General features: G+C 56.0%; 24 protein-coding genes and 1 riboswitch. Of the genes, 2 read left to right on the top strand and 22 right to left on the bottom strand.

Features of this window, described 5'->3' with window-relative positions:
• Window positions 1-52: 52 nt before the first annotated feature.
• The 17 genes from L6439_RS23240 to L6439_RS23320 form a co-directional block, all read right to left on the bottom strand.
• Window positions 53-598, bottom strand: coding sequence for a BMC domain-containing protein (locus tag L6439_RS23240; RefSeq protein ID WP_006676871.1), 546 nt, complete (start codon window positions 596-598; stop codon window positions 53-55).
• Window positions 591-869 carry a EutN/CcmL family microcompartment protein gene (locus L6439_RS23245; RefSeq protein ID WP_172879043.1) on the bottom strand — a complete coding sequence of 93 codons (279 nt, stop codon included), beginning with the start codon at window positions 867-869 and terminating at the stop codon, window positions 591-593. The genes L6439_RS23240 and L6439_RS23245 overlap by 8 nt, the downstream gene beginning before the upstream one ends.
• A gap of 16 nt (window positions 870-885) precedes the next feature.
• Entirely contained in the window at window positions 886-1,587 is a 702-nt protein-coding gene (locus L6439_RS23250) for an ethanolamine utilization protein (protein WP_213470652.1), read from the bottom strand.
• Window positions 1,588-1,605: 18 nt separating this feature from the next.
• On the bottom strand, window positions 1,606-2,247 hold the full coding sequence (gene eutD, locus L6439_RS23255) for an ethanolamine utilization phosphate acetyltransferase EutD (RefSeq protein WP_213470739.1): 642 nt from the start codon (window positions 2,245-2,247) through the stop codon (window positions 1,606-1,608).
• 10 nt (window positions 2,248-2,257) lie between these two features.
• Window positions 2,258-3,055, bottom strand: a complete 798-nt coding sequence (locus L6439_RS23260) for a cobalamin adenosyltransferase (RefSeq protein WP_213430025.1) — start codon at window positions 3,053-3,055, stop codon at window positions 2,258-2,260.
• A 145-nt stretch (window positions 3,056-3,200) separates the two neighbouring features.
• The gene (gene pduA, locus L6439_RS23265; RefSeq protein ID WP_006676866.1) at window positions 3,201-3,488 is read right to left on the bottom strand and encodes a propanediol utilization microcompartment protein PduA; all 288 of its coding nucleotides are present in this window, start codon (window positions 3,486-3,488) and stop codon (window positions 3,201-3,203) included.
• Between the two features lie 135 nt (window positions 3,489-3,623).
• Window positions 3,624-5,090: an acetaldehyde dehydrogenase (acetylating) gene (locus tag L6439_RS23270; RefSeq protein ID WP_168181912.1), complete on the bottom strand. Its 1,467-nt coding sequence runs from the start codon at window positions 5,088-5,090 to the stop codon at window positions 3,624-3,626.
• Window positions 5,091-5,119: 29 nt separating this feature from the next.
• Window positions 5,120-5,806 carry a BMC domain-containing protein gene (locus L6439_RS23275; RefSeq protein WP_213470650.1) on the bottom strand — a complete coding sequence of 229 codons (687 nt, stop codon included), beginning with the start codon at window positions 5,804-5,806 and terminating at the stop codon, window positions 5,120-5,122.
• Window positions 5,807-5,817: 11 nt separating this feature from the next.
• Window positions 5,818-6,471 carry an ethanolamine utilization microcompartment protein EutL gene (eutL, locus tag L6439_RS23280; protein WP_006676863.1) on the bottom strand — a complete coding sequence of 218 codons (654 nt, stop codon included), beginning with the start codon at window positions 6,469-6,471 and terminating at the stop codon, window positions 5,818-5,820.
• Window positions 6,472-6,506: 35 nt separating this feature from the next.
• Window positions 6,507-7,481, bottom strand: a complete 975-nt coding sequence (eutC, locus tag L6439_RS23285; protein WP_213470648.1) for an ethanolamine ammonia-lyase subunit EutC — start codon at window positions 7,479-7,481, stop codon at window positions 6,507-6,509.
• A gap of 18 nt (window positions 7,482-7,499) precedes the next feature.
• Entirely contained in the window at window positions 7,500-8,864 is a 1,365-nt protein-coding gene (locus tag L6439_RS23290; protein ID WP_168181910.1) for an ethanolamine ammonia-lyase subunit EutB, read from the bottom strand.
• 48 nt (window positions 8,865-8,912) lie between these two features.
• Window positions 8,913-10,343, bottom strand: coding sequence for an ethanolamine ammonia-lyase reactivating factor EutA (eutA, locus tag L6439_RS23295; protein WP_168181909.1), 1,431 nt, complete (start codon window positions 10,341-10,343; stop codon window positions 8,913-8,915).
• Between the two features lie 140 nt (window positions 10,344-10,483).
• Complete coding sequence (locus L6439_RS23300) at window positions 10,484-11,902, bottom strand: sensor histidine kinase (protein ID WP_374043185.1); 1,419 nt, start codon at window positions 11,900-11,902, stop codon at window positions 10,484-10,486.
• A gap of 1 nt (window position 11,903) precedes the next feature.
• Complete coding sequence (locus L6439_RS23305; protein ID WP_006676858.1) at window positions 11,904-12,476, bottom strand: ANTAR domain-containing response regulator; 573 nt, start codon at window positions 12,474-12,476, stop codon at window positions 11,904-11,906.
• 51 nt (window positions 12,477-12,527) lie between these two features.
• Window positions 12,528-12,959 carry a EutP/PduV family microcompartment system protein gene (locus tag L6439_RS23310; protein WP_213470646.1) on the bottom strand — a complete coding sequence of 144 codons (432 nt, stop codon included), beginning with the start codon at window positions 12,957-12,959 and terminating at the stop codon, window positions 12,528-12,530.
• 11 nt (window positions 12,960-12,970) lie between these two features.
• Window positions 12,971-13,324 carry a BMC domain-containing protein gene (locus L6439_RS23315; RefSeq protein WP_006676856.1) on the bottom strand — a complete coding sequence of 118 codons (354 nt, stop codon included), beginning with the start codon at window positions 13,322-13,324 and terminating at the stop codon, window positions 12,971-12,973.
• 199 nt (window positions 13,325-13,523) lie between these two features.
• A complete protein-coding gene (locus tag L6439_RS23320; RefSeq protein WP_168181907.1) occupies window positions 13,524-14,666 on the bottom strand; it encodes a 1-propanol dehydrogenase PduQ in 1,143 nt (380 codons plus the stop codon).
• A 382-nt stretch (window positions 14,667-15,048) separates the two neighbouring features.
• Window positions 15,049-15,197: riboswitch (adenosylcobalamin (AdoCbl) riboswitch) on the bottom strand.
• Between the two features lie 282 nt (window positions 15,198-15,479).
• Between L6439_RS23320 and bluB the strand changes: the two genes are divergently transcribed.
• Entirely contained in the window at window positions 15,480-16,121 is a 642-nt protein-coding gene (gene bluB, locus L6439_RS23325) for a 5,6-dimethylbenzimidazole synthase (RefSeq protein WP_213470644.1), read from the top strand.
• A gap of 159 nt (window positions 16,122-16,280) precedes the next feature.
• The gene (locus L6439_RS23330) at window positions 16,281-17,210 is read left to right on the top strand and encodes a manganese-dependent inorganic pyrophosphatase (RefSeq protein ID WP_168181906.1); all 930 of its coding nucleotides are present in this window, start codon (window positions 16,281-16,283) and stop codon (window positions 17,208-17,210) included.
• 171 nt (window positions 17,211-17,381) lie between these two features.
• Here the strand turns inward: L6439_RS23330 and L6439_RS23335 are convergent, their stop codons facing one another.
• The 5 genes from L6439_RS23335 to L6439_RS23355 all read right to left on the bottom strand — a co-directional run bounded on the left by L6439_RS23335 (window position 17,382) and on the right by L6439_RS23355 (window position 23,947).
• The gene (locus tag L6439_RS23335; protein WP_213470643.1) at window positions 17,382-18,242 is read right to left on the bottom strand and encodes a MurR/RpiR family transcriptional regulator; all 861 of its coding nucleotides are present in this window, start codon (window positions 18,240-18,242) and stop codon (window positions 17,382-17,384) included.
• Window positions 18,243-18,338: 96 nt separating this feature from the next.
• Window positions 18,339-19,028 (bottom strand): hypothetical protein, encoded by a 690-nt coding sequence (locus tag L6439_RS23340; protein WP_213470642.1) that lies wholly within the window; start codon window positions 19,026-19,028, stop codon window positions 18,339-18,341.
• 12 nt (window positions 19,029-19,040) lie between these two features.
• Complete coding sequence (locus L6439_RS23345) at window positions 19,041-21,188, bottom strand: hydantoinase/oxoprolinase family protein (protein WP_213470641.1); 2,148 nt, start codon at window positions 21,186-21,188, stop codon at window positions 19,041-19,043.
• Between the two features lie 61 nt (window positions 21,189-21,249).
• Entirely contained in the window at window positions 21,250-22,542 is a 1,293-nt protein-coding gene (locus L6439_RS23350) for a citrate transporter (RefSeq protein WP_237096620.1), read from the bottom strand.
• Between the two features lie 46 nt (window positions 22,543-22,588).
• The gene (locus L6439_RS23355; protein WP_213470640.1) at window positions 22,589-23,947 is read right to left on the bottom strand and encodes an FAD-dependent oxidoreductase; all 1,359 of its coding nucleotides are present in this window, start codon (window positions 23,945-23,947) and stop codon (window positions 22,589-22,591) included.
• Between the last annotated feature and the right edge of the window lie 57 nt (window positions 23,948-24,004).

A 24,004-nucleotide genomic window follows, 5' to 3' on the forward strand; every position in this document is an offset into this window, starting at 1 on the left:
CGGAAATGTTCAAAAAGGCGGTTTTATGTCAAAAGCGGGCTTTTTGAACTGCCTATCGGAAATGCTGCCTGATTTCCTCGCTCGGGGAACGAAGCACGGTGCAATGAACAATCCGCTTCTCATCCATGGAGGAGGCGATCACCTTCATCCCTTGTTCCACGTCGCTCACGCTTCCCGTGAACACGGCGAGGAACTTGCCGCCAATCGCCATGCCGAGATTCATCCTTTTCACATAAATATCGCACTGCTTCAACGCCTCATTGAACGCGTAAATCCCGGAAGAGACCGTTGACGTCTCCAAAATACCGACGGCGTCCACGGGTTGGGAAGAATAGCGCTTCTTCAAGCCGTCCACGAGGCCGGGATGAACGCCGTTCAGCATAAAATCGCTAATCCGGAATTCACCCGCTTCCGCCTTCGCGGAATCCATCGCCGCCTGCACATCAGCGGTATCGCCGCTCATAATGATGAGGAACTTGCCCGGACAGATCGGCTTCAGATGATGCACGTCCACGGGCGAGGTCTTCAGCATGCGATCCGCCGTTTCGTATCCTTTGCTGATGCTGCGAAGCTCCACCACGCCAATCGCGCTACTCATGGCGGGCCACCTCGATCGAATCGACGATGCCCACGATGACCGCGTCAACGGGCACGTCCGGATTGGCTATCGATGCCCGGGCAGCGCTTCCCGTCGTGACGAGCACCGTGTCACCGATGCCTGCCCCCGCGTTGTCCGCGGCGACGAAATGGTCGCGCTGAACCGGCGCGCCGTCCACCGATAACGGCTTGACCACCAGAAAGGTCAGCCCGCTCAGCTTATTGTCTTTTCGGGTAGCCCAGAGGCTGCCCGCCACTTTTCCCACGATCATAGGTTCACCTCGCCCGTTATCTTCTGTGCACCCGCATCTGCTGCGTGCGCATGTAATCCTGCGCCAGCGGCGTAATAATCGCGCGCCGATCAATGACGATTTCCGTCTTGTTTTGGAGACGGCATTTTTTAAGCTCGGCTTCGGTAATGACTTTGCCGGGCAGCGCTTCCGGCTGCGAAAGCGCCTCAGCTTCCGAGTAAGCGGCTTCGCCTCCCGCCTGAGGCACCATCGCGATCCCTCCGTCTTCCAGGCATGCCGCCGGCAGCTCCGTCTGCTTGACTACACGGATGCCGCAGCCGCGCAGCTTGTCCACCATGCCGTCGTACAGCTTGTACAGCAGGACAGGAGCTGTCGGCTTGTATTTCCGGTAAGCCAGCCCCTCCTCCAGCAAGACGACCTTCCGGCCCTTCAACAGCATCGTCAGCACGAACCGCTCGCGCGGGCCCGCGCTGATGCCATGGGCCAGGTTGGACAGCAGCTGAAGGCATGTCTTCGGAATGAGGAGCAGATCGCAATCCCGGAGCGTCTCGTCGTAATAACGCACGTCATAATGCGGTTGGAGGACGCTCTCCAGTGCCGGAGCCGGCTCCGCAGCCAACAGAACCGCCTGCTTCCTGGACGAGGCTGTCCCGGCTTCCCCGGCCTGCCGCAGCCTTTTCAATACTTCGGCCGCGACCGCTTCAATCAGCGCCGCCCGATCTGGAGCTTCCATGTTCATAATTTCACACTCCTAGACCTAGTCCTGGTTGGTCTTTTTCAAAATCTTGCCCTTCGTGCCTTTCGCAAAGCCGCAAGCATTCGCCTCGTCATAGTCGATATGCATGTACGTTTCGTAGTTCGGACTTACCCGCACCAGCACGTCGTCAAAAATAAGCGGGCGCTTGCCGTACACTTTCACCTGTACGATCTCGCCGTTCTCCACGTTGTACTTGGCGGCGTCTTCCGCCTTCACGTGAATATGGCGCTGGGCGGCGATCAAGCCTCTCTCCAGCCGAATCATGTTGCTGCCCGAAGCGATGACGATGCCCGGAGTTCCTTCCAGCTTGCCGCTCTCTCTGACGGGAACCGGGATGCCCAGCACGACGGCGTCCGTCTGCGAGACCTCCACCTGCGATTCCTTGCGTTCCGGACCGAGCACGACGACATTGTGCAGGGCGCCCTTCGGCCCGATCAGCGTGACGCGCTCTTTGCAGGCGTATTGACCCGGCTGGGACAGATCCTTCGCCTTCGTCAGTTGATAGCCGGGGCCGAACAACGCGTCAATCGCTTCCCGGTTCAAGTGCACATGCTTGCCGGATGCTTCGATTTCGATGCAGGCTTCGTCCCGCACCCGCTTGACCACTTCATTCACGATGCTTTCTACCAGTTGATTATCCACCATTCTCACCTCAAGAATTGTACTGTCCTACGCGGATTCGGAACATGATGATCCAGAACAATGAAGACAGCCGGTTCAGCGTCCGAATGATGTCCTCGCGCTCGGCGCCTCCGTGCTCCGTTTTGAAGGCTTGGTAAGCCAGCAGTTCCGTCTCCCTCGTCAATGTGCGCAACGCATTTATGACAACAACCGCTTCGCCCATATCATAGCTGGGTTGAAAATGTTCCAATCCAAAGTATTTCTTGGGAAAATGGGACTGCTCGCGCAATTCCTTCGGTGTCATCCCAAGCAAATGAAATTCCTCGATGCTCTCGTTCAACACTTCACAGCGCACGATCTTTCGCACGAACTGTAAAATCTCTTCCAAATCGTCGACCAGCTTGGTCATATTCAGCTTGGAGCAGCTGATTTGCGCTTCTAAAATTTTGGTCTCCAATGAATCCAGCTTGCCGCGGAATAAAATCCGGGGATGATCTTTAAAAACAAGCATATTGCCATATAAATGGGTCATATGCTCGGGCTTCGTCTCCAGAAAACCGCCGTACAGCGTGCGGAAACGTTTTTTTCCTTCGGCCGGTTCTTGCTGAGTGTCCAGGTTTTTGGTGATTTGAAGCTTGACTTCCTTCTTGGGCGCCGGGCTGTCTGCAGCGGGGGCTCCCACATAACGAAGCTCAATCTGATGATCGCTCAAAAAGCTTTTGGCGGAAGGAGTCAGAATCGTGCCCGCCGGAGCCTCATATACGGCAACCTCTTTCAGATTCTGATTCCGAAAGTGTTTGCGCAACTCGCTTTCCGTAATCACAGCCATGTTTTCACATCCTTTTATTGCGTGCATCTTTGGTTACACGCGGGGGTCCGCGCCGCTGGCGATGGGCCGGCAGGCGGGGAGGAAGATGCGGCGGAAGCCGCATCTCCGCTCCCTCTTACCCGTCAGGCTTGTCCGAAATCGGTTATTATTCCGCTTTTGTCTTAGGAAGGATGGCATCCACTTCTGTGTGCGGTCTTGGGATAACGTGTACGGACAGCAATTCGCCCACGCGCTCTGCCGCAGCCGCGCCTGCATCCGTTGCCGCTTTGACGGCGCCTACGTCGCCGCGAACCATGACGGTTACGAGACCTGCGCCGATTTGCTCTTTGCCGATCAAAGTAACGTTAGCCGCTTTGACCATTGCGTCTGCCGCTTCGATTGCGCCTACCAGACCTTTCGTTTCTACCATTCCCAATGCGTTTGCGTTTGCCATGATTAAATTCCTCCTAATGAGTTGTATAGTTTATATGAAATGTTGTGAAAAACCGGGTTAACTGAAAGATTCGATGCCGCGTTGCTTTCTGTAGCGCATCGTGATCAAAAGCGGTCTTTTGCACGGGCTTCCGAATTACATTTCTGCCAGAATGCGTTTGACGATCAAATTGATCAACTGCTCTTTATCGCCCAGATCGATGCTTGCCGCTTCGGTCTGCGCGGCCGGCTTCTCGGCCAGGTCTTCGATTTCTCGAAGCCCGTAAGCGACCCGGCGGATGTTGAGCAGGTTGAGCGGGCTGATGTTGTCGGATGTCGAGCTTCCGCCGACGGCGCCGCAGCCGAGCGTAAGCGCCGGCGCAATCGCCGTCGTGGCGCCGATGCCGCCAAGCGTGCCCGGCGTATTGACCAGCAATCGGGATACCGGCTTCTTGAGGGCGAACTCCCGGACAATCTCTTCATTCTCGGAATGAATGACCATCGTATGTCCGGCGCCTTCCCCGTTCAAAATCTCGATGCAGCGCTCGCACGCCGCTTCCCAGTTCTCTTCCGTGTAGAACGCCAGGATTGGAGCCAGCTTCTCGCGCGAATACGGAACGTTGCGGCCGACGCGAGTCTCTTCGGCAATCAGCACGCGCGTGCCCGCCGGAATATCCAGGTTCGCCAGCTTCGCGATATGCTCTACGCTGCGGCCGACGATTTGCGGGTTCATCGTGCCATTGGCCCGCATAATGAATTTGCCGAGCTGCGCGGCTTCCTCTGCGGAGAGGAAGTAAGCGCCCTGCTTCTTGAATTCGGCGATAACCGCTTCTTTGCTGCAGGCTTCGACGACGACGGATTGCTCCGAAGCGCAGATCGTGCCGTTGTCGAATGTTTTGGAGTCCATAATGCGCTTGACCGCAAGCGGGATGTTCGCGCTCTTCTCGATAAAGGCAGGGCCGTTGCCCGGGCCGACGCCGATGGCCGGCGTGCCGGACGAGTAAGCCGCTTTGACCATAGCGGTTCCGCCGGTAGCGAGAATCAAGGATACATCGTCATGCTTCATCAATTGATCGGTTCCTTGGATCGTCGGAACGGTCATGGCCGCAATCGCGCCTTCCGGGCAACCTGCCTGCACAGCCGCCTCGCTAATAATCTTCACCGTCTCCAGAATGCACTTCAGCGCGTTCGGATGCGGGGAGAAGACGATGCTGTTTCCGGCTTTCAGCGCGATGAGCGCTTTGTAGATGACGGTCGATGTCGGGTTGGTCGATGGAATCAGGCCGGCAATGACGCCGACAGGCACAGCCACTTCCATTACCTTGTGAGCCTTGTCCTCCTTGAGGACGCCAACCGTCTTCATATCCTTAATCGACTCATATACTTGCTTCGAAGCGAATGCGTTCTTGATGATCTTGTCCTGCCAACGTCCGAAGCCCGTCTCTTCATTGGCCATTTTCGCCAGCTTCTCGCGGTTCTGATAACCGGCATCGGCGACCGCTTTGACAATCGCATCGATCTGCTCCTGCGACATCGTAGCCAGTTGGGCTTGCGCCTCTTTGGCTTTTTTGATCAGATTGCGGACTTCTTGAATGGATCTTAGGTCTTTATCCAATGTTTCCATCAATACTCCTTCTCTCTGTTACTTTTTTGTTACGAGGTGGCTTTCTTCGATTTTTTCGCTCGTTTCGCAGCCGGCGCGGCGGCCGTTTCTTTGCGCGGCGTGTGCGCATCAGTTCGGCTTGGCTGAGCGCTTGGCGCTGTCTTCCTGTCGGCAGCCGGCTCAGGCGCTCCGGGCTTCGCGGCAGATACGTTACCGGTCCGGCCGGAATCCGGTAGGACCGCCGTTTCCGCCTTGCTTGCCTCTTCGCTCTCCCCTGCCGGCCCTGCCGCGCTCGCCTCAGTCTCAGCCGCGGCCTCAGTCGCGACCGCTTCCGCCACGGGAGAAGCTTCCGTTGCTTCCTCAGCGGCTGCAGCCGGCGCGGCTTGCCCGGCCGCCGGCGCTTCGCCTTCGGCGGGAGCTGCCTTCTCGGCGGCGGCCTGCGGCTCATTGGCGCCCGCGTCCTCCGGGCCAGCCACCATGGCGGCCGTCTCTTCATGCAGACGCGCAATGACATGTCTGGTCAACAGCACGTTCAACTGCTTCGCCGCCTCGGCTCCCGCTTCCACGGCGGACTGCACGGCGCCGACGTCGCCGCTCAGCTTGACCGTCACCAATCCGCCCTTGACGATCTCCGCGCCGATGCAGGTGACGCTCGCCGCTTTCAAGGCGGCATCCGCCGCGGCGATGGCTCCCAGATAGCCTCTGACTTCCACCAACCCTAACGCGTTATGTCTCATGGGCCGCTACCTTAATAGCTCGCCGGGTTGTCGGCGACGAACTGGACAGCGTCCGCGAACGCGTCGCACGCCGCCTTGCAGGCAGACTGGCTGCCCGTCAGCAAGGCGCCGGCGAAGTTGGTCTCGGAAGGCGGGCCGAAGAAGGCGGCCATCGTCACATCGGCGGCCTTCAGCGCCGCATCGATCGCATACATCGCTTCCAGCGGCGGGGCGATGAGATACGCCAGCGCTTCCCCTTCCTTGATGTTGGCGGTCTGGGACAAATAGCTTCCTGTACGGGAGACGCAATGGGCGAAATACGTGATGCTGTCATCCTCGTTGGCGCTGACGAAATGAGCGCCGGTCTCGATATAATCAACGGCGGCGTTCAAGCCGCTGCGCACTTCCTCCGGGCTGGGGCCGGCCAATATCCCGATGACCTCGCCCGCCAGCTTCGTCGAAGCATTGGCCGAACCGGCGTACATGCTTCGCGCATAGACAACATCGACGGCAGCCGCTTTGGTCGCTTCGTCCAGGGCGGTATAGGTGACATCGTCGATGTCGGCGGTCAGGATCCCCAGGCTTTTATGATGCGGCTTCAGCTCCAGCGTGCCAGCCAGATCCGGACTTACGTTGGGAATCAGCTTGACGCCTAACACCTTGGCATGAATCGGATCGTTTCTCATACGAGCCTCCTTGCGAATACTTATTTGAACAACCTCTACAGTTTCAAATCAATCCCCGACGCTTTGCGGTCAATCATCGTCTTAATCAATTCGGCGATATGCGCGCCCGCTTCAACGGCAGGCGTTCCGCCCGAGTGAATGTTGGAAATGACCGTGCGACGCGCTTCCGGCATGCCGACCGTCGGTTTATAGGCGATGTAGGCGCTCATCGATTCCGCCGTAACCAGCCCCGGACGTTCCCCGACGAGGAGGCAGACCACGTCGGCCTCGGTGACGTCGCCGATGACGTCCATCGACGGCACGCGGCAGTGCTTGACGAACAAAATATTGCCCGTCTCGATGCCATACATCTTGAGACCTTGGGTAATCGCCGGCACGATGTCGCGCAGATTGGCCTCGACTGCGGCCGAGCTCAGGCCGTCGCCGACCATTATCTGCACCTTGGCGCCCTTGGCCGTGTGCTGCTTAATATATTCAATCGTCTCTGCGGAGAACTGGCGCCCCAGATCCGGCCGGGTAATGTATTCATCCTTGTCCCGGCACATCGTCTCGATCGCCACCAGATTCATTTCCTTCACGAAATCCTCGGACACGTAAGAGAATACGGCATCCTGAGCGGCGGCGTGGTCAGCGCGGAACCGCAGCGACGTAATCGTTTTGTAGCGCGGGCCCGCACGCCATACGCCAAGGCGGGCCGGCGTTTTTTCCTTCATCTTCATGTAGCCTTCGCGATCGGCCGGTTCGGGAACGAGCAGTTGCTTGCGCAGGTCGATCTCCGTAATATCGTCCAGACATTCGCCGCTGTCCTCCGGCTCTTCCTCGGACAGCGCCATCTGCATGGCCGCGGCCGGAGCCGGCTCGGACACTGCCGTCTGCGGGGCAGATGCGGGCTGGGCAGTCTGCTGGGCAGGCGCCTCGGCTTGGGCCGGCTTCGTGGCTTCCTGCGGCAGGTTGCCTACCATCTCGTTCAGAATCGATTCAATCATCGATTTCAGGTCTTTTTCATTCATGAGAGCTTCCCCCTTTCCTTACTTGAGAAACACTGACGCGTCTCCGGCTTTTTTCGTCAGCTTGCCATTTTCGATGAAGCCCATTTTCTCCATCCACTGTTCGAACTCCCGGATCGGACGCAGGCCGAGCAATTCGCGCAGCGTCGCGGTCTCGTGATAGCCGGTCGTCTGATAGTTCAGCATGACATCGTCGCCGTGCGGGATGCCCATGAAGAAGTTGCAGCCTGCCGTCGTCAGCAGCACCGCCAGATTTTCCAGGTCGTTCTGATCGGCCTTCATATGGTTCGTGTAGCAAGCGTCGCAGCCCATGGAGATGCCCGTCAGCTTGCCCATGAAGTGATCCTCCAGACCGGCGCGAATAACCTGCTTCGCGTCATACAAATATTCAGGCCCGATGAACCCGACGACGGTGTTGACGAGGAACGGGTTGAACCGCTTGGCGAAGCCGTAGCAGCGCGCTTCCATCGTCACCTGGTCGACTCCGTGGTGAGCCTCGGAAGACAGCTCCGACCCTTGGCCCGTCTCGAAGTACATCACGTCCGGACCGGACACTTGCCCATGCTTCAGCACGAGCTGCTGCGCTTCCTCGATCGTGGCGGCGTTGAAGCCGAATGCCGCGTTGCCTTTCTCCGAGCCGGCGATCGATTGGAAGATGAGGCCGGTCGGCGCGCCGCGCTTGACGGCTTCCATCTGGGTGGTGACATGGGCCAGCACGCAGGTCTGGGTCGGAATCTCCCACTTCTGGCGGAATTCCTCGAACCGCTTCAAGACGCGCGTGACGCTCTCGACGGAGTCGTCAACCGGATTCAGCCCCAAGACCGCGTCCCCGATGCCGAACGTCAAGCCTTCCATCAGGGAAGCCATGATGCCGTCCGGATCGTCGGTCGGATGGTTCGGCTGCAGGCGGGCCGACAACGTGCCCGGACGGCCGATCGTCGTGTTGGCGCGGGCCGTCACCCGAATCTTCTTCGCCCCGTACATCAGGTCGAGGTTGGACATGATTTTGGCGACCGCGGCGATCATCTCGGCGGTCAGCCCGCGGGAGACGCGCTTGATGTCTTGTTCGGTCGTGTTATCGTCCAGAATCCACTCCCGCAGCTCTTCCACGGTCCAGTTCTGAATCTCGCTGTAAATGCGCTCGTTCACCTGGTCCTGAATAATGCGGGTAACCTCGTCCTGCTCATAAGGAACGGCGGGATTGTTGCGCAAGTCCTTCAGCGTAATCTGGGACAGCACCACCTTGGCGGCCACGCGCTCTTCCGAAGACGCGGCCCCGAGTCCGGCCAGCATATCCCCCGATTTTTCTTCATTCGCTTTGGCCATCACTTCCATCAGCGTTTTGAACTGATAGGTGCGGCCGAACAGTCTCGTTTTTAAAATCACAAAAGCTCCTCCTTTCAAATGCGACCCATTGGATTGACTCAACCTCGATTAATGAAAGACAAGCGTCTTGATGACGACTGGCAATACCTTGCCCTCCGCAATTGGCTTGCCGATGTCGATATAGTCGCCGTTGTCGACCTGCACGCTGTCGATGCAGACGACATCCTTCTTGTAATCCAGCAGGGCGTACAGCGTCTGTCCCAGCACCTTTGCCATATCGTGATGGACAATGACGATCAGCGGGTACTCCCTTTCCAGCAGCTCCGCCATGCCTTCGCGCAAGCCGCGCGCATACTTCTGCACCTCTTGGAAGCTTGGACTTTTCTTCCCTTCCAAGGCGATGGCGACCCGCTGCAGATCATTGTTGAGCTTGAACCAGTTCAATTTGTCGGCGATCGCCTGGGCCAGCGCCTCGGCGCTCCCCGACTCATCCGCCGACGCAAGCTTCAGAATCGGAATGTTTTTGATCGGGAAGCTCTCTTCCGTGTAGGTAATCGTGCTTCCGCTAATCTCCGTCGTATGGGAGCCGGCTCCGACTACGGTCGCCCGGATGGTCTCGGCCGAGCGCGCCACGGTCAACCGCTGCGTCAACGGGGAAGCGGCAATCGCTCTCCCCAGCAGAATCCCGATATCTCCATACTGGAACACATCGCCCGCCGCTTCCTGGTACACATAGTCGGCCACTCCTCCGGAGAAGGAGATGCACGGAATGTTCCGGTCGAGCTTCAACCCTTTGTTGGTGACGATCGTGTCGTAGAAATCGCCCGGCGGCCGAAGACCCACGCTTTCCTCAAGCAGCTTCACCATCTCCCCGATGATCGGCTCCAGCGCGGCCGGCGTCACCTGCTGCCCAAGCGCGAGGGCTATGCCCCTGCGCTCCGCAAGCTGCTTGATCTTCGGCGCGATATACGTAACCTCGCGCGTCCGTTGGTCCACCTTGATCAGGCGGCCCCCGATGTCGAGACAGCCCGTGTCCAGCAGCTCCCCGGCGGCGAACAAGGCCAGATTGCTGGTCCCGCCGCCAATATCGATGTTGACGATGGACGTCGAGTGCTCTTTGGAATACGTGTGAGCCCCCGCGCCTTTGGCGGCAATGATGCTTTCCAGGTCCGGGCCCGCGGTGGCGACCACGAAGTCTCCGGCGAAGCCGCTTAACGACTGCAGCACTTCATTGGCATTGTCCTTGCGGGCCGTCTCGCCGGTAATGATGACGGCGCCGGTCTGGATGTCTTCCTTGCGGATGCCGGCTTTCCGGTACTGCTCCTGCACGAACGCCTGGATTTGCCCGGCGTCGATCCGGTTGTCCGCCAGCACGGGCGTGAAGCAGATATCGCTGCGGTAGACCACTTCTTTATCCGTAATGACCAAGCGGGGCACCGAAAAGGACGATGCCAGGTTCTGAATATGCAGCTTCGACAGCACGAGCTGGGTCGTCGAGGTTCCCATATCGATGCCTACGCTTAGCAGTTGCTCGTTCACGTCTCTCCCCTCCCGTCGCTTGATACACATATATGCACGCAAAAAGGCTTAAAGTTATATCCCCCTCCCGCTTGAACGGGAATGGGTAACCTTAAGCCTCTTTGCTTACAGAACTACATCCTTGTAGCCCGGTTTCGTATTTATTTTTTGAAGGTGAATATCACGATGGTGCCCTTCGACGGGCCGGACTCGATCTCAAGCTTGCCCTTCAGCTTGTCCTTCACATAGCTGCGGACGATGGACAAGCCCAAGCTTTTGTTGGACACGTCCTTCACGGGGAAGCCGACGCCGTCATCCGCCACGACCACGGTCACCAATCCGCCATCCAGCTGGGCGTTCACCGTAATCGTGCCGTACGAGCAATCTCCGAACGCATGCTCATAGCTGTTATGCAGCAGCTCGCTCACGATGAGCGCGATCGCGACCGTGCGGTCGCTATCCAGGCAGATGCTCTGCGAAGCCTCGATCTGGATGGCGACATTGCTGCAATCGACGAAGCAGCGCTCGATATTCGAAGCGATGAGCCGAATGACGTCAAGCAAGTCCACCTGCGCATCGATCTCCGTCGACAGCAGCTCGTGGGTCGCCGCGATGGCAAGCACCCGGCTGACACTGTCGTTCAAGCATTTTTTGGCTTCCGGGCTGTCGCACTGCCGCGCCTGAATGCGGAGCAGGGACGCCACGGTCTGCAGATTGTTCTTCACCCGGTGGTGAATCTCGCGGATAGCCACCGACTTGGAGACAATCTCCGCCTCCTTATCCTTGATCTCCGTGACGTCATGCAGGATGACGCCGATGCACAGATCCCGCTCCGCGATGAACAGCCGCTTCACCTGATAGTAGGAGCCGGCCACCTTCACGTCTGCCGTCAAGGGACAGGAAGGAGAGGTGGAATACTGCTTCATCACGCCGGAGAACGTCGTCTGATCCAGCGACAGATTGTCATAATGCAGGCCCTGAATATCCTCCAGATAACCAAGCTTCCGGTAATAGGCGTCCGCCTTCTTGTTCTTCAGCTTCAGAAACCCGTGCTTGTCGAAGACGAGAACGGCATCCTCAAGCTGGTTGATGATCGAATCCTTGAACCGCAGCATGGCGGTCAGCATCGAGGACATCTCGCCGTCTTCGTATTGCGATCCCGCCACATTGAAGTGGGCTTGAATATTGTCGCTCACATCTTTTTCATAGATGACGACCGCAATGACGCCGTCTTGATTTTTGATCGGGTACACCGTCTGCCGAACCAGATGATCTTCCTGCGTATTGGCGATGAGCCCCTGCGACATGATTCCGGTCTCCAGCGTCCTCAGGACGCCGGGCTCGTTCTCGCGCAGCGCCTTCTCGCCTTCGACCGGTCGCTGGTACAGCGATTTGCCGTCATCCGGCCGGCGGTGATACACCACGATCGCCTCATTGCCCATACTGGACAGGACGTCGATGAACACATCATCCTTCACTTCGGACATTTCGAACGACTCGGCAATCTCCGTCAGCCGGGTAATATCCGCCTCCGTCAGTGCCGTGTGCCGCTTGCACAGCCGCCGAATCCGTTCCTTGATCTCAATCATAGGAAATGACGATGGTTGTTGCAATTTCGATCATCGGACACCGTCGATCCATGCTAAGTTTGCGCAAGGTCTGATAGGCTTCTTCTTCGGTGCAGCCATTTTCCTTCATCAGAATCCCTTTTGCCTTTTCAACCGCTTTCCGCTCTTCCATCTTCTGCGACAGCTTCGATAGATTTTGTTCCAGCTTGCGTATTTCCTTGCCTTTGGCGATAGTCACTTCCACCATAGGGATGAACGACTTTTCGTCTAGCGGCTTCACCAGATAACCAAGCGCACCGATAGAGGTTGCTTTTTCAATCGTCTGCTTGTCGCTGAACGCGGTCAGGAGAATAACTCCGCCGGCCAGCTGCTCTGAAATGATTCGTTTGCCCGCCTTCAACCCATCCAGGATAGGCATTTGGACATCCAGGATGACCAGGTCGGGCAGATGCTTTTTGCATAATTCGATGGCTTCAAAGCCATCAGAAGCTTCGCCTACTACGTTGTAGTCCGCCTCTTCCAGCATCTCACGAATATCCATTCTTGTAATAGGTTCGTCGTCGACTATTACAATTTTTCCATTCATGTGTCATGCACCTCTATGTCGATATTTGCTTGTATCCGGCTAACCAACCGCCTACTCCTCCAAGTAAGCCCGAAGAGCGTCCACTCCTACGTTCTCCACCGTTGAGACCTCGAAAATGCGCTCTGCGCCCGCCGCTTGCAGAAAAGCTCTCGCTTGCGCGATATCCTCATCTGTCCGGGCGAGCTCGGTCTTGGTCACAATCCCAATGACCGGCTTGGCGAACATCGTCGCGAAGGCCGGCGGAAAATAGCTTTCTTCCTTTGTGCAATCTTGCACAAGCCCGATTACATCGGCGTCGACGCTCGACACGAGGAGCATCTTGTACAAATAACGGTTCTCGATGCACTCCCCCGGCGTATCGATCGCTTGGTCGAAGGTCTCCACCGCTTGCGTCTTTTTGTAAGTAATCTCCTGGCCGTGCAGCCATTGGCACAGCGTCGTCTTGCCCGATCCGGTGCTGCCGGCGAAAATAATGGTCTTCATGATCGCTTCTCCTACGTTCTCGTAATCTTCGCAGCCGAGAAGCCGAGAATGTTTTGCAGGCCCAGCAGAACTTCATTCACGGCCGATTCCACGGATGAGACATCGCCTGTAATGACGAGCGATCCACTGAAGCGGTCGACGAAGCCGATCTGCACGCCAGCCGCCTTGGTCGCGATGTCCGCGCCAATAATGGAGGCTTCGCTTGGCGTAATGGTCATGATGCCGATGGCATCCTGCGCATCGCTCCCCAAGCCCAGCTTCTTGTAAATATCCGGGTTCGGGTTCGCGATAATATGCGCCAACGTGACCTGCTTCCCTGGCACGTACTCCTGAATGACGCGTTGTTTTTCGTTGTGTTGGTCCATACTCTCATCACTCATTTCTTATGAGAAAACAACATCGATTAGCCGTAAAAACACATAAAGACCCCTTAAAAGTTCACGTGGAATTTTTAAGAAGCCTCTTTGCTTTGACTGATATGCAACACGCCTTTGTGTTACTTTTACTATACTTTGTAGCTGCAAACGTTGTCAACCTGAACGCGCATGGTATTTATTGAATTCCTTAATATTGAAACATTTTGTTCAATATTTCGACAACATCCGACACAGTCGGAACGCGCGGATTCGTGGCGGTGCAGCCGTCCTTGAGCGCTCCCTCGGCAATCGAGGCGCTCATTTCTCCGAGCAGCGCTTCGTCGACATTGCATTCCCGCAGCGACTGCGGCATGCGCAATTGCTTCTGCAGCTGCTTGATCGCTTGCACCAGGCTGCGAACGCCGCTCTTCGGATTCGGAGCCGGCAATCCCAGGCTCTTGGAGATTTCGGCGTATCGGACCGCCGCCGCGTTGCTTTCCTCCCTGCCGTAGCCCGGCTTGTAATCGGCGTTGAATTCAATCACGTGCGGCAGCAGCAAGGAATTCATGCGTCCGTGCGCAATCTTGAACTTCGCGCCGGCCACATGGGCGATGCCGTGATTGAGGCCGAGCGACGCGATATTGAACGCCATGCCCGCCAGACAGGAGGCATTGTGCATTTTCTCCCGCGCCTCCAGGTCGTTCCCGTCCTTGTACGCTCTCGGCAAATAGGCAAAGACCAGCTTAATCGCTTTCTCCGCCAAGGCGTCGGAAATATCATTCGCTTTGGTGGACACATACGCCTCGATTGCGTGGGTCAGGACGTCCATTCCGGTATCGGCGGTAATGAAGTCGGGTACGCTCTTGACCAATTCCGGGTCCAAAATCGCTTCCTGCGGCAGCATGTCATCGGACACGAGCGGGTATTTGATGTTTTTCTTCTTGTCGCTGATCACCGAGAAAGACGTCACTTCCGAGCCCGTTCCGCTTGTTGTCGGAATCGCCACGAACGGCATATCGTGCTGATTCAATATTTTCTGGGCGAAAATCTTCATCGCCTTGGCCGCATCGATCGCGGAGCCGCCGCCAATCGCAATCATCCGATCGGCCTGGAACGCGCCCAACGCTTCAACGCCCTCCGTCACGATCTCGATCGGGGGATCGGGCACGATGTTGCTGAAAATGTATTGCTCATTGCTCTCATGCAGCCGCTCGAACAGCATGTTAATCATCCCCGACTTGACCATGAACGGGTCGGTGACGATAAAGATGCGTTGATTCCGCCATTCCATCAGGCGATCCAGCGCGCCTTGCCCCAGATAAATGTCGGTGTTCATCGATATTTTGTCCATAAACAGGCACCTCCAATGAAGTCGTTGGCAATAAAAAAAGAGACTTTTAAAAGAACGGATTCCTTTAAAAGCCTCTTCGCTTATGATACAGGTGCACGCCATTGTGCAACTCGCCATCATTCAATTGTCTACCAACACTGTACACCGTGACCCGGACATTCGTCAACCCGTCCGATCACGTGCCGCTATCGGCAGGCAGTAAAAAAAGGGACCTGCACGGCGCTGTGCATCCGTTCTTCGGCCTTGAAGAACGTCCCCGCTTGCCAAGCTCTACTTCATCGTATCTGTTCGGCGGCGACCACCCGGCTGTGCCGACAGCAATGTCGGCTGCCTTCCTGCAACGTAAAAAAAGCCTAGCGAGGCGGTAATCGTCACTAGACTTGTAAACCAGCCACTTTCGCCTCGAAATGACTGGTCCTTCAAAGTTACTAGGCAAAAGACCTGACTTAAGACCGATTCGGTCTATCACAGTGGCGGGACCGCGTTGGATTTGCACCAAACTTCCATTGCCTATAACTTCTTCTGTTGTGCATGACGTGAATGGGCGTCCATTCGACCTCATTATAGCATAAAAAAGCGGATTGACAAGAGGGTGCGATCACTCCGCTAAAATGTCACTAAAAGAAGGACCGTTCATTTGACATCTAAATGTTCGCTCGGCTCAAACGTAGAAACAAAAACAAGTAGAAAATTGATCTAATTTGTCGAATATGTGGAATCTATGATATCGTAGAGAAAGAAAAAATTCACATTATCAAAGGATAGCTGCAGTGGTTGATGGAGACACGATACAGAATGAAAGAGGCGCATCACATGTTTAATGAGATCGAAAAAGAAGCAGTTTATAATGTCATTTATAAAAGAAGAGACGTTCGGAATTTTCTTCCGAATCCTGTACCTAGAGAGATTATCGGCCGAATTTTACAAGCGGCGCACCATGCACCCTCTGTAGGATTTATGCAGCCATGGAATTTCATTATAGTGGATTCTATGGAAGTCAAAGAGAGATTAGCTTGGGCGACAGAAAAAGAAAGACGAGCCTTGGCGATTCATTACGAAGAAGAGCGCGCTGCCCAATTTTTAAGTTTAAAAATTGAAGGAATTAAAGAGGCGCCCTTAACGATCTGTGTCACCTGCGATCCAACAAGCGGGGGTTCGCATGTACTGGGACGAAATTCGATTCCGGAGACAGATATTCTTTCTACGGCATGTGCCATCCAAAATATGTGGTTAGCGGCGTGTGTAGAAGGTTTAGCCATGGGATGGGTAAGTTTTTACAAAAAAAATGATGTTCGAGATATTTTGCAAATCCCTCCGCACATTGACCCTGTTGCTTTACTTTCCATTGGATATACGGACGACTACCCCTCCGCTCCCATTTTAGAACAAGTCAAGTGGGAAAAACGAAAATCTCTTGAAAATCTAATATTTCATAATAAATGGGGAGAACAATAAGCGAATGGCAAGCAACAAGCTACAGTTATTGAAAAATGGGTAAAATCGCGGCTTCGATGTTGCGATTATTCCGTCTGCCATTCGCTGTAACCTTGATTGTTAAATGGATTCTAAGGTATACTTTTCTCGCCAGAATATAGATGTAAGGGAGTAAGCATCATGGAAAAAGTTCTTATTTTCGGACATAAAAATCCAGACACAGATAGTATTTGTTCGGCCATTGCGTATGCAGATTTGAAAACGCAATTAGGCTTCGATGTCGAGCCGGTTCGCCTCGGCAGCATCAACGGGGAAACGCAATTCGCGCTGGATACGTTCCAAGCGGAAGCGCCGCGCCTGGTAGAGACCGTGGCGAACGAAGTGAACGGCGTGATTCTCGTCGATCACAACGAACGGCAGCAAAGCGCCAACGACATTGATCAGGTACAGGTGCTGGAAGTCATCGACCATCACCGCATCGCGAACTTCGAGACGAGCGGTCCGCTGTACTATCGGGCGGAACCGGTTGGCTGCACCGCTACAATCTTGAATAAAATGTACAAAGAAAACGGGAAGTCGATCAGCAAAAATATTGCCGGTCTGATGTTGTCGGCGATCATTTCCGATTCGCTGCTGTTCAAATCCCCGACTTGCACGGAGCAAGACGTGGCTGCTGCCCGCGAGTTGGCCGCCATCGCCGGCGTCGATGCGGAGCAATACGGCCTGGAAATGCTGAAAGCGGGCGCGAACCTGAGCGACAAGAGCATCGAGGAGCTGCTCTCGCTTGACGCGAAGGAATTCACCATGGGCAGCGCAAAGGTGGAAATCGCGCAAGTGAATGCGGTGGACGTGAACGATGTGCTGTCTCGCCAAGCGGAAGTGGAAGCGGCCTTGTCCGGCATTATCGCGAAGAAAGGCCTCGATCTGTTCGTGTTCGTCGTGACCGATATTCTGAACAGCAATTCCGTGGCCATTGCGCTCGGCTCCAAGGCGGACGCCGTCGAGAAGGCATACAATGTTAACCTCGAAAACAACACCGCGCTTCTGAAGGGCGTCGTATCCCGCAAGAAGCAAATCGTGCCTGTGCTGACAGACACCCTGAGCAAATAAATTCCCTAAGCCCGATAATCATCATTCCCCCCAGCTTGGGACCAACGGTGCGGGCCGCGCTTTCGAGTGCGGCCGGCCGCTATGTTTCCTCTCTCCTTGTTTTGCAACCCCACCCGCTAGAGGGCACAAAAAAACGCCCCCGCCGTGCGGGAGCGTCCTCCTTTCCTGCCATCACAGAAAATAATTCGTTATCGACTGATCGCTGGCCAATATCCCTTCGCTGTCCAGCTTTTTCTTCAAATACTGCTTATCCGATGAAATGAAAACGCTCATGATGAGATCGACGACAAACAGAAACGTGATGTGGTTGGACATGAAGGCGCTGTTGTTGACCGAAATTTTATCCGGCGCGATAATATCCACTACCGCATTTTCCGTAATCGGCGACGAATCGTAGCAGGTCACCGCCACCGTCTTGGCCTGGTTGACCTGCGCGATGGCGACGGCGTCAATAATCTCCCGCGTTGAACCCGAACGCGAGAAGGCGATCACGACATCGTCCGGACCGCATTGGGAGGCCGCGATTTTCATTTCCCTGCTGTCGTTGATGGCATCGGCATGAATGCCGATAATCGCAAGCCGGTTCTTCAAGGCCATGGCCGCGAGGAATGAATCGAACAATCCGATCAGGACGATTCTGCGCGCCCCCTTCAGCAGCTCGACCACTTGATGAAGCTGGGCTTCCGTAATGAGCGCCGAGGTGTTGACGATCAGCTCGTTATAATCCAGAGCCAGCGCATCAATGACGTTGATCTCGCGCCGCTCCTTCTTTTTGGCCTGCATATCCCGGTAAAACGCATCCTGGGCGAACGCGATTTTAAAATCGTTGAAGCCTTTGAAGCCCACCTTTTTGCAAAAACGGTTGATGCTTGTCTCGGACACGCCGATTTCATTCGCGATCGCCGTAATCGTGTTACGGGTGATGAATTCCGGATTGTGTATAACGAAATTGGCGATTTGATTTTCGCCGTATGTTAATTTTTGCGTTTGCGATACAATTTTTGCGATGACCGCCGGAACCTGTGAAGACATGGTACCTCCTCCTGACTGCCAATGGGAAAAAAATGCGAATCCGGTAACCTCGCTAGCACACCCCATTATATCATATCAAGGGAAGTAATGAGAAAATCAAGCCAACATCATTTTCCAATTTTCGGCCCGCCGGCGAAGCTCGGCGGCATCCATTGCCCCCGTCTCGACTAGAAAAGCGTAATCGAGCGCATTCGGCAGAACGGGCAGGTTCAGCATCGTCTTGCAGAACGCATGCGCTGCGATTTCGCTGCATTTCACGATGCTGGATCGCTTCGTATACCAGCTTCCGAGCTTGAAAATCTCGATCGGCTCCAGCGTCTCATTCGTGAATTGCCCCGCCCGGTACTCCGTATAATGAAAAAACTCATGCGCCAAATGAATGTCGATCAGCCGCTCCAGCTCTTCTTCCGGCTCCTCGCATCCCTTCCCCATCACCGTCCGGTAAGCCTCCCGCATATCGCGGAGCGACGAGGCATAAATGACAATCGCCGGCGGGCTCTGGGCGAAATCAATCTGCGCGCGGAAGCTGACGTTGTGGAAGTTGCCGGACCGGTTCGTCACTTCATACCGCAAGCCTTCCATGTGACACAGATCCCGGATGGACTTGCGCTTCCCCTTGTATACAGCCGCCGTCTCTCTCCCCCGTTTCAATGAATTGCTTACATAGTACGGAATTCGTTCCTGCGGTATTTTGCGGAAAAGAGGATCCTGCTCCAGCTCGGCGCACGCCAGCCATTCATCGGATCCATCCCTTTCCGTCAAGCGGCGGATAACCTCGTCCGGCATTCCTTCCCCTCCTTATTGGTAGGCTACGACGATCAATTCTTCTTCCTCTTTCAGCATTTCCGTCTCGATCTCAAGAATCGACATCAACTGCTCCTTCGTCTGCATCCCGGTCAGATCAAGCATCTTCTCCCGATAAAAGACGAAGACCTTCGGTATGGTCGCGTTCGCGTCGGAGTAGATCGTATTGTCGTCCAAAAATTCATGCAGCCGGTTCCCGAACTCACCTTTGGCCACCTTCGCAAAATGAACGTTCCCCTTCTTGAACCGGACGACGCCTTCCCGATCGAGCACGCTCACATAGTTCCTCTTCTTCTTGATTAGACCGAAGAACGATTTCTTCGTCTCCTCGCCGACGAACAGGCTCCAGCGGCCGCACCGGGACGCCAGCTTCATACTGTCCGCCGGCTGATCGACCGAGCTCGCGGCGATGGCGGCCATCTCCTCGACCGACAGCGCCTCCTGGCCCAGATCTTTGGAGCGAAGCTCTGTCGAGCCCGTCGCGACGGCCCGCAAAATGTTTTTCTGGCTGTCGATCTCGATCGTCACCTCGACCGTGTCCTCGTTGGCCCCCGATTGGACGATTCGTTCGACGATGTCGGAGCGAATTCGCTTGATATCTTCTTCCGTCGGATTCACGACGGTTCGCTCCAACTGCTCCTTCACCATCGCTAGGGCGACGCCGATCGTCGACACGAAAGGCGCATTGTTCGCGATCTGGAAGCGGAACCGCTCCCGCTCCGCCATGGCCGGGACAAGCACCGCGCCGCTGCCTCCGCCCCCGACCAGCGTCACGAACGAGCGATCCAGCTCGTAGTCCTCGATCATCTCATTGACGGTCTTCATCGTCTTGTCGATGGCGATATCCATCACCTGTCTGGCGGCCTCCTCGACGCTCAGGCCGACATGGGCGGCAAAGGCTTCCCATGCCCGCACCGCCGCTTCCTTGTTCCCCCGCGCATAATCGCCTTCCGGGATATAACCGAGAATATTGGCCGCGCCAGCCAGCGTATACGAGAATTCCTTGCCGTTCTCGCTCTGGCAGATAATATATTCGGCCGGATCCCCTTCCCGCGGGCTGACGAACTTGACCTTCGGGTTGATGATCTCATCGCCCGGAGCGAACGCCTCATAGTCCTTGCCCGCGATATGGGCGCTTCGCGGACCGACATCGGTGATCTTCCCGTTCGCCACCTTGATCATGCTTCCGCCGGCAATGCCGAGCGTGCGCACATCCAGGGATTGCAAATAGGTCCGGTGTCCGCCGACCTGAGCATTCTTAATCATGACCTTCCCGTTCTTGATGACGGAAATATCGACGCTCGTGCCGCCGACCTCGAAAAAGATGCCGTCCGACACCTTCTCATACATCAGGACGCCTGCGACACCGGCGGCAAGCCCCGACAGCATCGTCAAAATCGGACGCTTGCGCACCTCGTCGATGCTCATCACGCCTCCGTCGCACCGCATAATCATAAGCGGAGATTGAATATTGGCGTTCTTGACCGATTTCTCCGTCATATTTGCCGTTTCCATCATTTTCGGAATGAGGGAGGCATTGACGACCGCCGTTCTTGTCCGTGTCTTGAGTCCGTACAACTGAGAGATTTCATGTCCGCCGGTCGCGTACATCCCTTTGCGGTTCGCGATCTCGACGACGCGGAGCTCATTGGCCGGATCATCGACGCTATATGCCTCGGACGCGACGATCACTTCCGCCCCCTGCCGCGCCAGCTCGTCAATCGCCGCTTCGATATCCTCGTCCCGCAAATTTTTGGAATCCAGGTACGTATGATAGGTCTTCAAATATTTGCCCGGCGCCAGCTCGATATCCCCGGGATTCGACTCCGAACGCGCGCTCATGCCGTCAAGTCCGGAACCCATGCCGATGATGCCGACGCTGGCCACATCCCCTTCCAGCAAGGCGTTCGTCGCTTGCGTCGTGCCGTGGGCTATAAAGGTTACATCGTCCGGGGAGATGCCCTCGTTCTCCAAAATGCGCTGTAATATCTCCACAATCCCTTTCGCCACACCGTCTTCATGATGATGTGTCGTCGGAATTTTCATCTTCCCGATAACCTCGTAGGTCTCATTGTCAATGACGGCCGCATCCGTGAAGGTGCCTCCGACATCAATCCCAACCCTTACTTTTCTTCTCTCCATCGTTCTCCTCCTGCGGCAACGGGCGGACACCCGCAAGTCTCCGCCCGGATTCTAGCTTCTTCTAAAAGACCATGAATGACCCGAACACCATCGAAATCAGCACCGCGGCCATCATCCAAGGAAGCGTCTTTTTCAAAATATCGTTAATGTCGCTCTTCGTAAAATCCGCGACCCACACGTTATGCGAGTTGGTCGGGTCGGATACGGCCTGCACGTTGCTGACGACGCGCAGAGCCAGCATCGCCGCGACCGGGGTCATGCCCGCCGAGACGAACAGGGCGGCGATGCCGCTGCCCAGCCCCCATACGTTCAGCGGCCCGCGGTAGATGGCGAGCGGAGACAGCACAGTGAAGAACAGAATGTACATGAGCGGACTGGTCGGCAGCACCGCTTCAATCAATGGGCTGATCAGCGCCGATACCTGCGGCGCCATGACGGAATTCAACAGAATGCCGATGCCGATCATGAGCGCCATCGCGCCCGCGACGTCCTGAATCCCTTCCACCAGCGCGCTGGACAGGACATGAATCGGCCGCTTCGGCCAGGTCAGCAGTATCGTAACCAACGCGCCGATGACCACCGCCGGCACGATGTCGAGCTTGAACGCAAAGACGAGAATGACCGGTACAAGCGGGCTAATGAGAGCAAAGGCAGGCACTTTTTTGCCTTCTCCGCCGGAAGCCGTCGGCATCGCCCATGCTTTGCGGCCCTTGCCGTCCCGCCGGATGTAGAAAATAATCATCGCCAACGATACGAGAATGAGCGGCAGCGCGGCGACCAGCGTATAATCCGCAATCGTCTGCACCGAGAGGCCGAGCACGTCCACATAGACGGCCCAGTTGGAGACGTTGAACAGCGCCCCGACGCCGACGGCGGAAATGACGACGATGGAGGCGACGAACTGGGAAATGCCCGCCGTCAGCATAATCGGAATGACGATCGTACCGACCAGGATGACCATGCCCAGTCCGCCGGCCGCCGAGAAAATAATAGATGCGGTTGCGAAAAACAAGACCGCGATCAGCACCGGCTTGTCGCCTGCAAGCTCGGCCGCTTTGCGGATAATCGACTTCGTAATGCCGACTTTATTCAAAATTTGGCCGAACCAGGCCCCGAACACCAAGCCCGCGATGGCGCCGGACAGCCGCATCGAGCCGGACGACAGAATCGTCTTGGCAATCGTGGTCGCCTCGGGATCGTTCGACATCCACGGCACGCCGGCGATGACGGCGAACAGAATGGCCATCAAGGGCAGGGCGAGAATGGTCGGCAGCTTCCGGGTCATCATTAACCCGACGAATACAAGAAAGACAAGTAAAATGCCGATGGCTTGAACCCACATTAACGATGTCACGATGATTTCCCCTCTCGAATCAAGTTCTTATCCTGCTCAGGCTCATCTATATTTCTAAATAAGCGCCTTGCGCTCTGAGTACGGATTGGACTTCCTTGATGTCCACATCCCGCACGCCGATGCCGTTCTTCGCGGCTACCGCGGCGGCTACGCCGCCGGCATGGCCGATCGCTCCCGTCGTCGGCGTCGTCCGCATCGCGGCCTGCGCCTCGAAGGTGGCCGAAATGCATCTGCCGATGACGATCAGGTTATGCACGGAATCCGTGATCATGCAGGAGTAAGGAATGCTGTACATGCCGCCCCATTCCAGCTTCTGATGCTTCGTTCCTTCCCCGTCCGGACTATGGATATCGATCGGATAGCCGGAATGGGCGATCGTGTCCTCGAACAACCGCTGCTCCAGCAGATCCTCGGCCGTCAGCGTATACACGCCCTTAATCTGGCGGGAACCCCGAACGCCAATAGTCGGTCCGGTCGATTCCACGACCGCATGCTCGAAGCCCGGAATATACTTGCGCACGAACAGCTCCAGCTCGCGGCACTGCTTGCGGCCTTCCATCTCCGCCTTGCTGAGACTGAACGCATCTGTCGGGTCATGACCGAGAATCCGGGTCGTATTCAGGATGACCTCGCCCGGGTTATTCGTCTCGAAAAACAGCACATTTTCCCGGGGAATCGAGATCTCGCCTCTCTCCTTCGCCAGCTTGAACAGGCTGTCGAACCCGCCTACCGACAGGCGCGGCGCCTTCTCGATGATGGACGTATCGCCCTGGTACAGCGGAAAGTCTTCCGGATGGGCGTGAATATATTCCTTTACCTTCGAAATATCGACGTTGTACATCTTCATCTTCAACGTCATCGGCTGCATGGCCCCGTCGGATTCCCTGCCTTTAGTGAACTCGGCTCCCGCGCCGACGGACAAATCGCCGTCGCCCGTCCCGTCGATGAATACGGACGCCTCGATCTCGCTCAGACCCGATTTATTGCACACCGTGATGCTGACGATTCGCCCGCTCTCGGTCTTCACGCCGGCCAGCATCGTATGGTACAGAATCTCCCCGCCGCTCTCGGTGACCATCAGCTCCAGTTCATGCTTCATCGCTTCGGCATCGAACGGAGTGACCGAATACGTGAAGCCGACCGTGTCGAAAATATGCCCCGGCGACTTGTCCTGCTTCTTCAGCCGTTCAATCAACTGGTTCGTAAATCCTTGAATGGCAAGCTTCTCTCCCGCATGGAAGGTCATCATCGGGCCGACCCCATTCGCGGTAAGCGTCCCGCCAAGAAAGCCGTGCGACTCTACAATCAGGGTCTTCGCCCCCAAGCTGGATGCCGCAACGGCGGCCATCGCTCCCGAGATGCCGCCCCCCATGACGACCACATCATACTTCAGCCTGTTCCCCATACCGTCCTCGCTCCTTCTGATTGATGTATGATTGCTGCTTACCCATAGCCTATCAGA

This window comes from Paenibacillus dendritiformis (assembly GCF_021654795.1).
Classification (GTDB): domain Bacteria; phylum Bacillota; class Bacilli; order Paenibacillales; family Paenibacillaceae; genus Paenibacillus_B.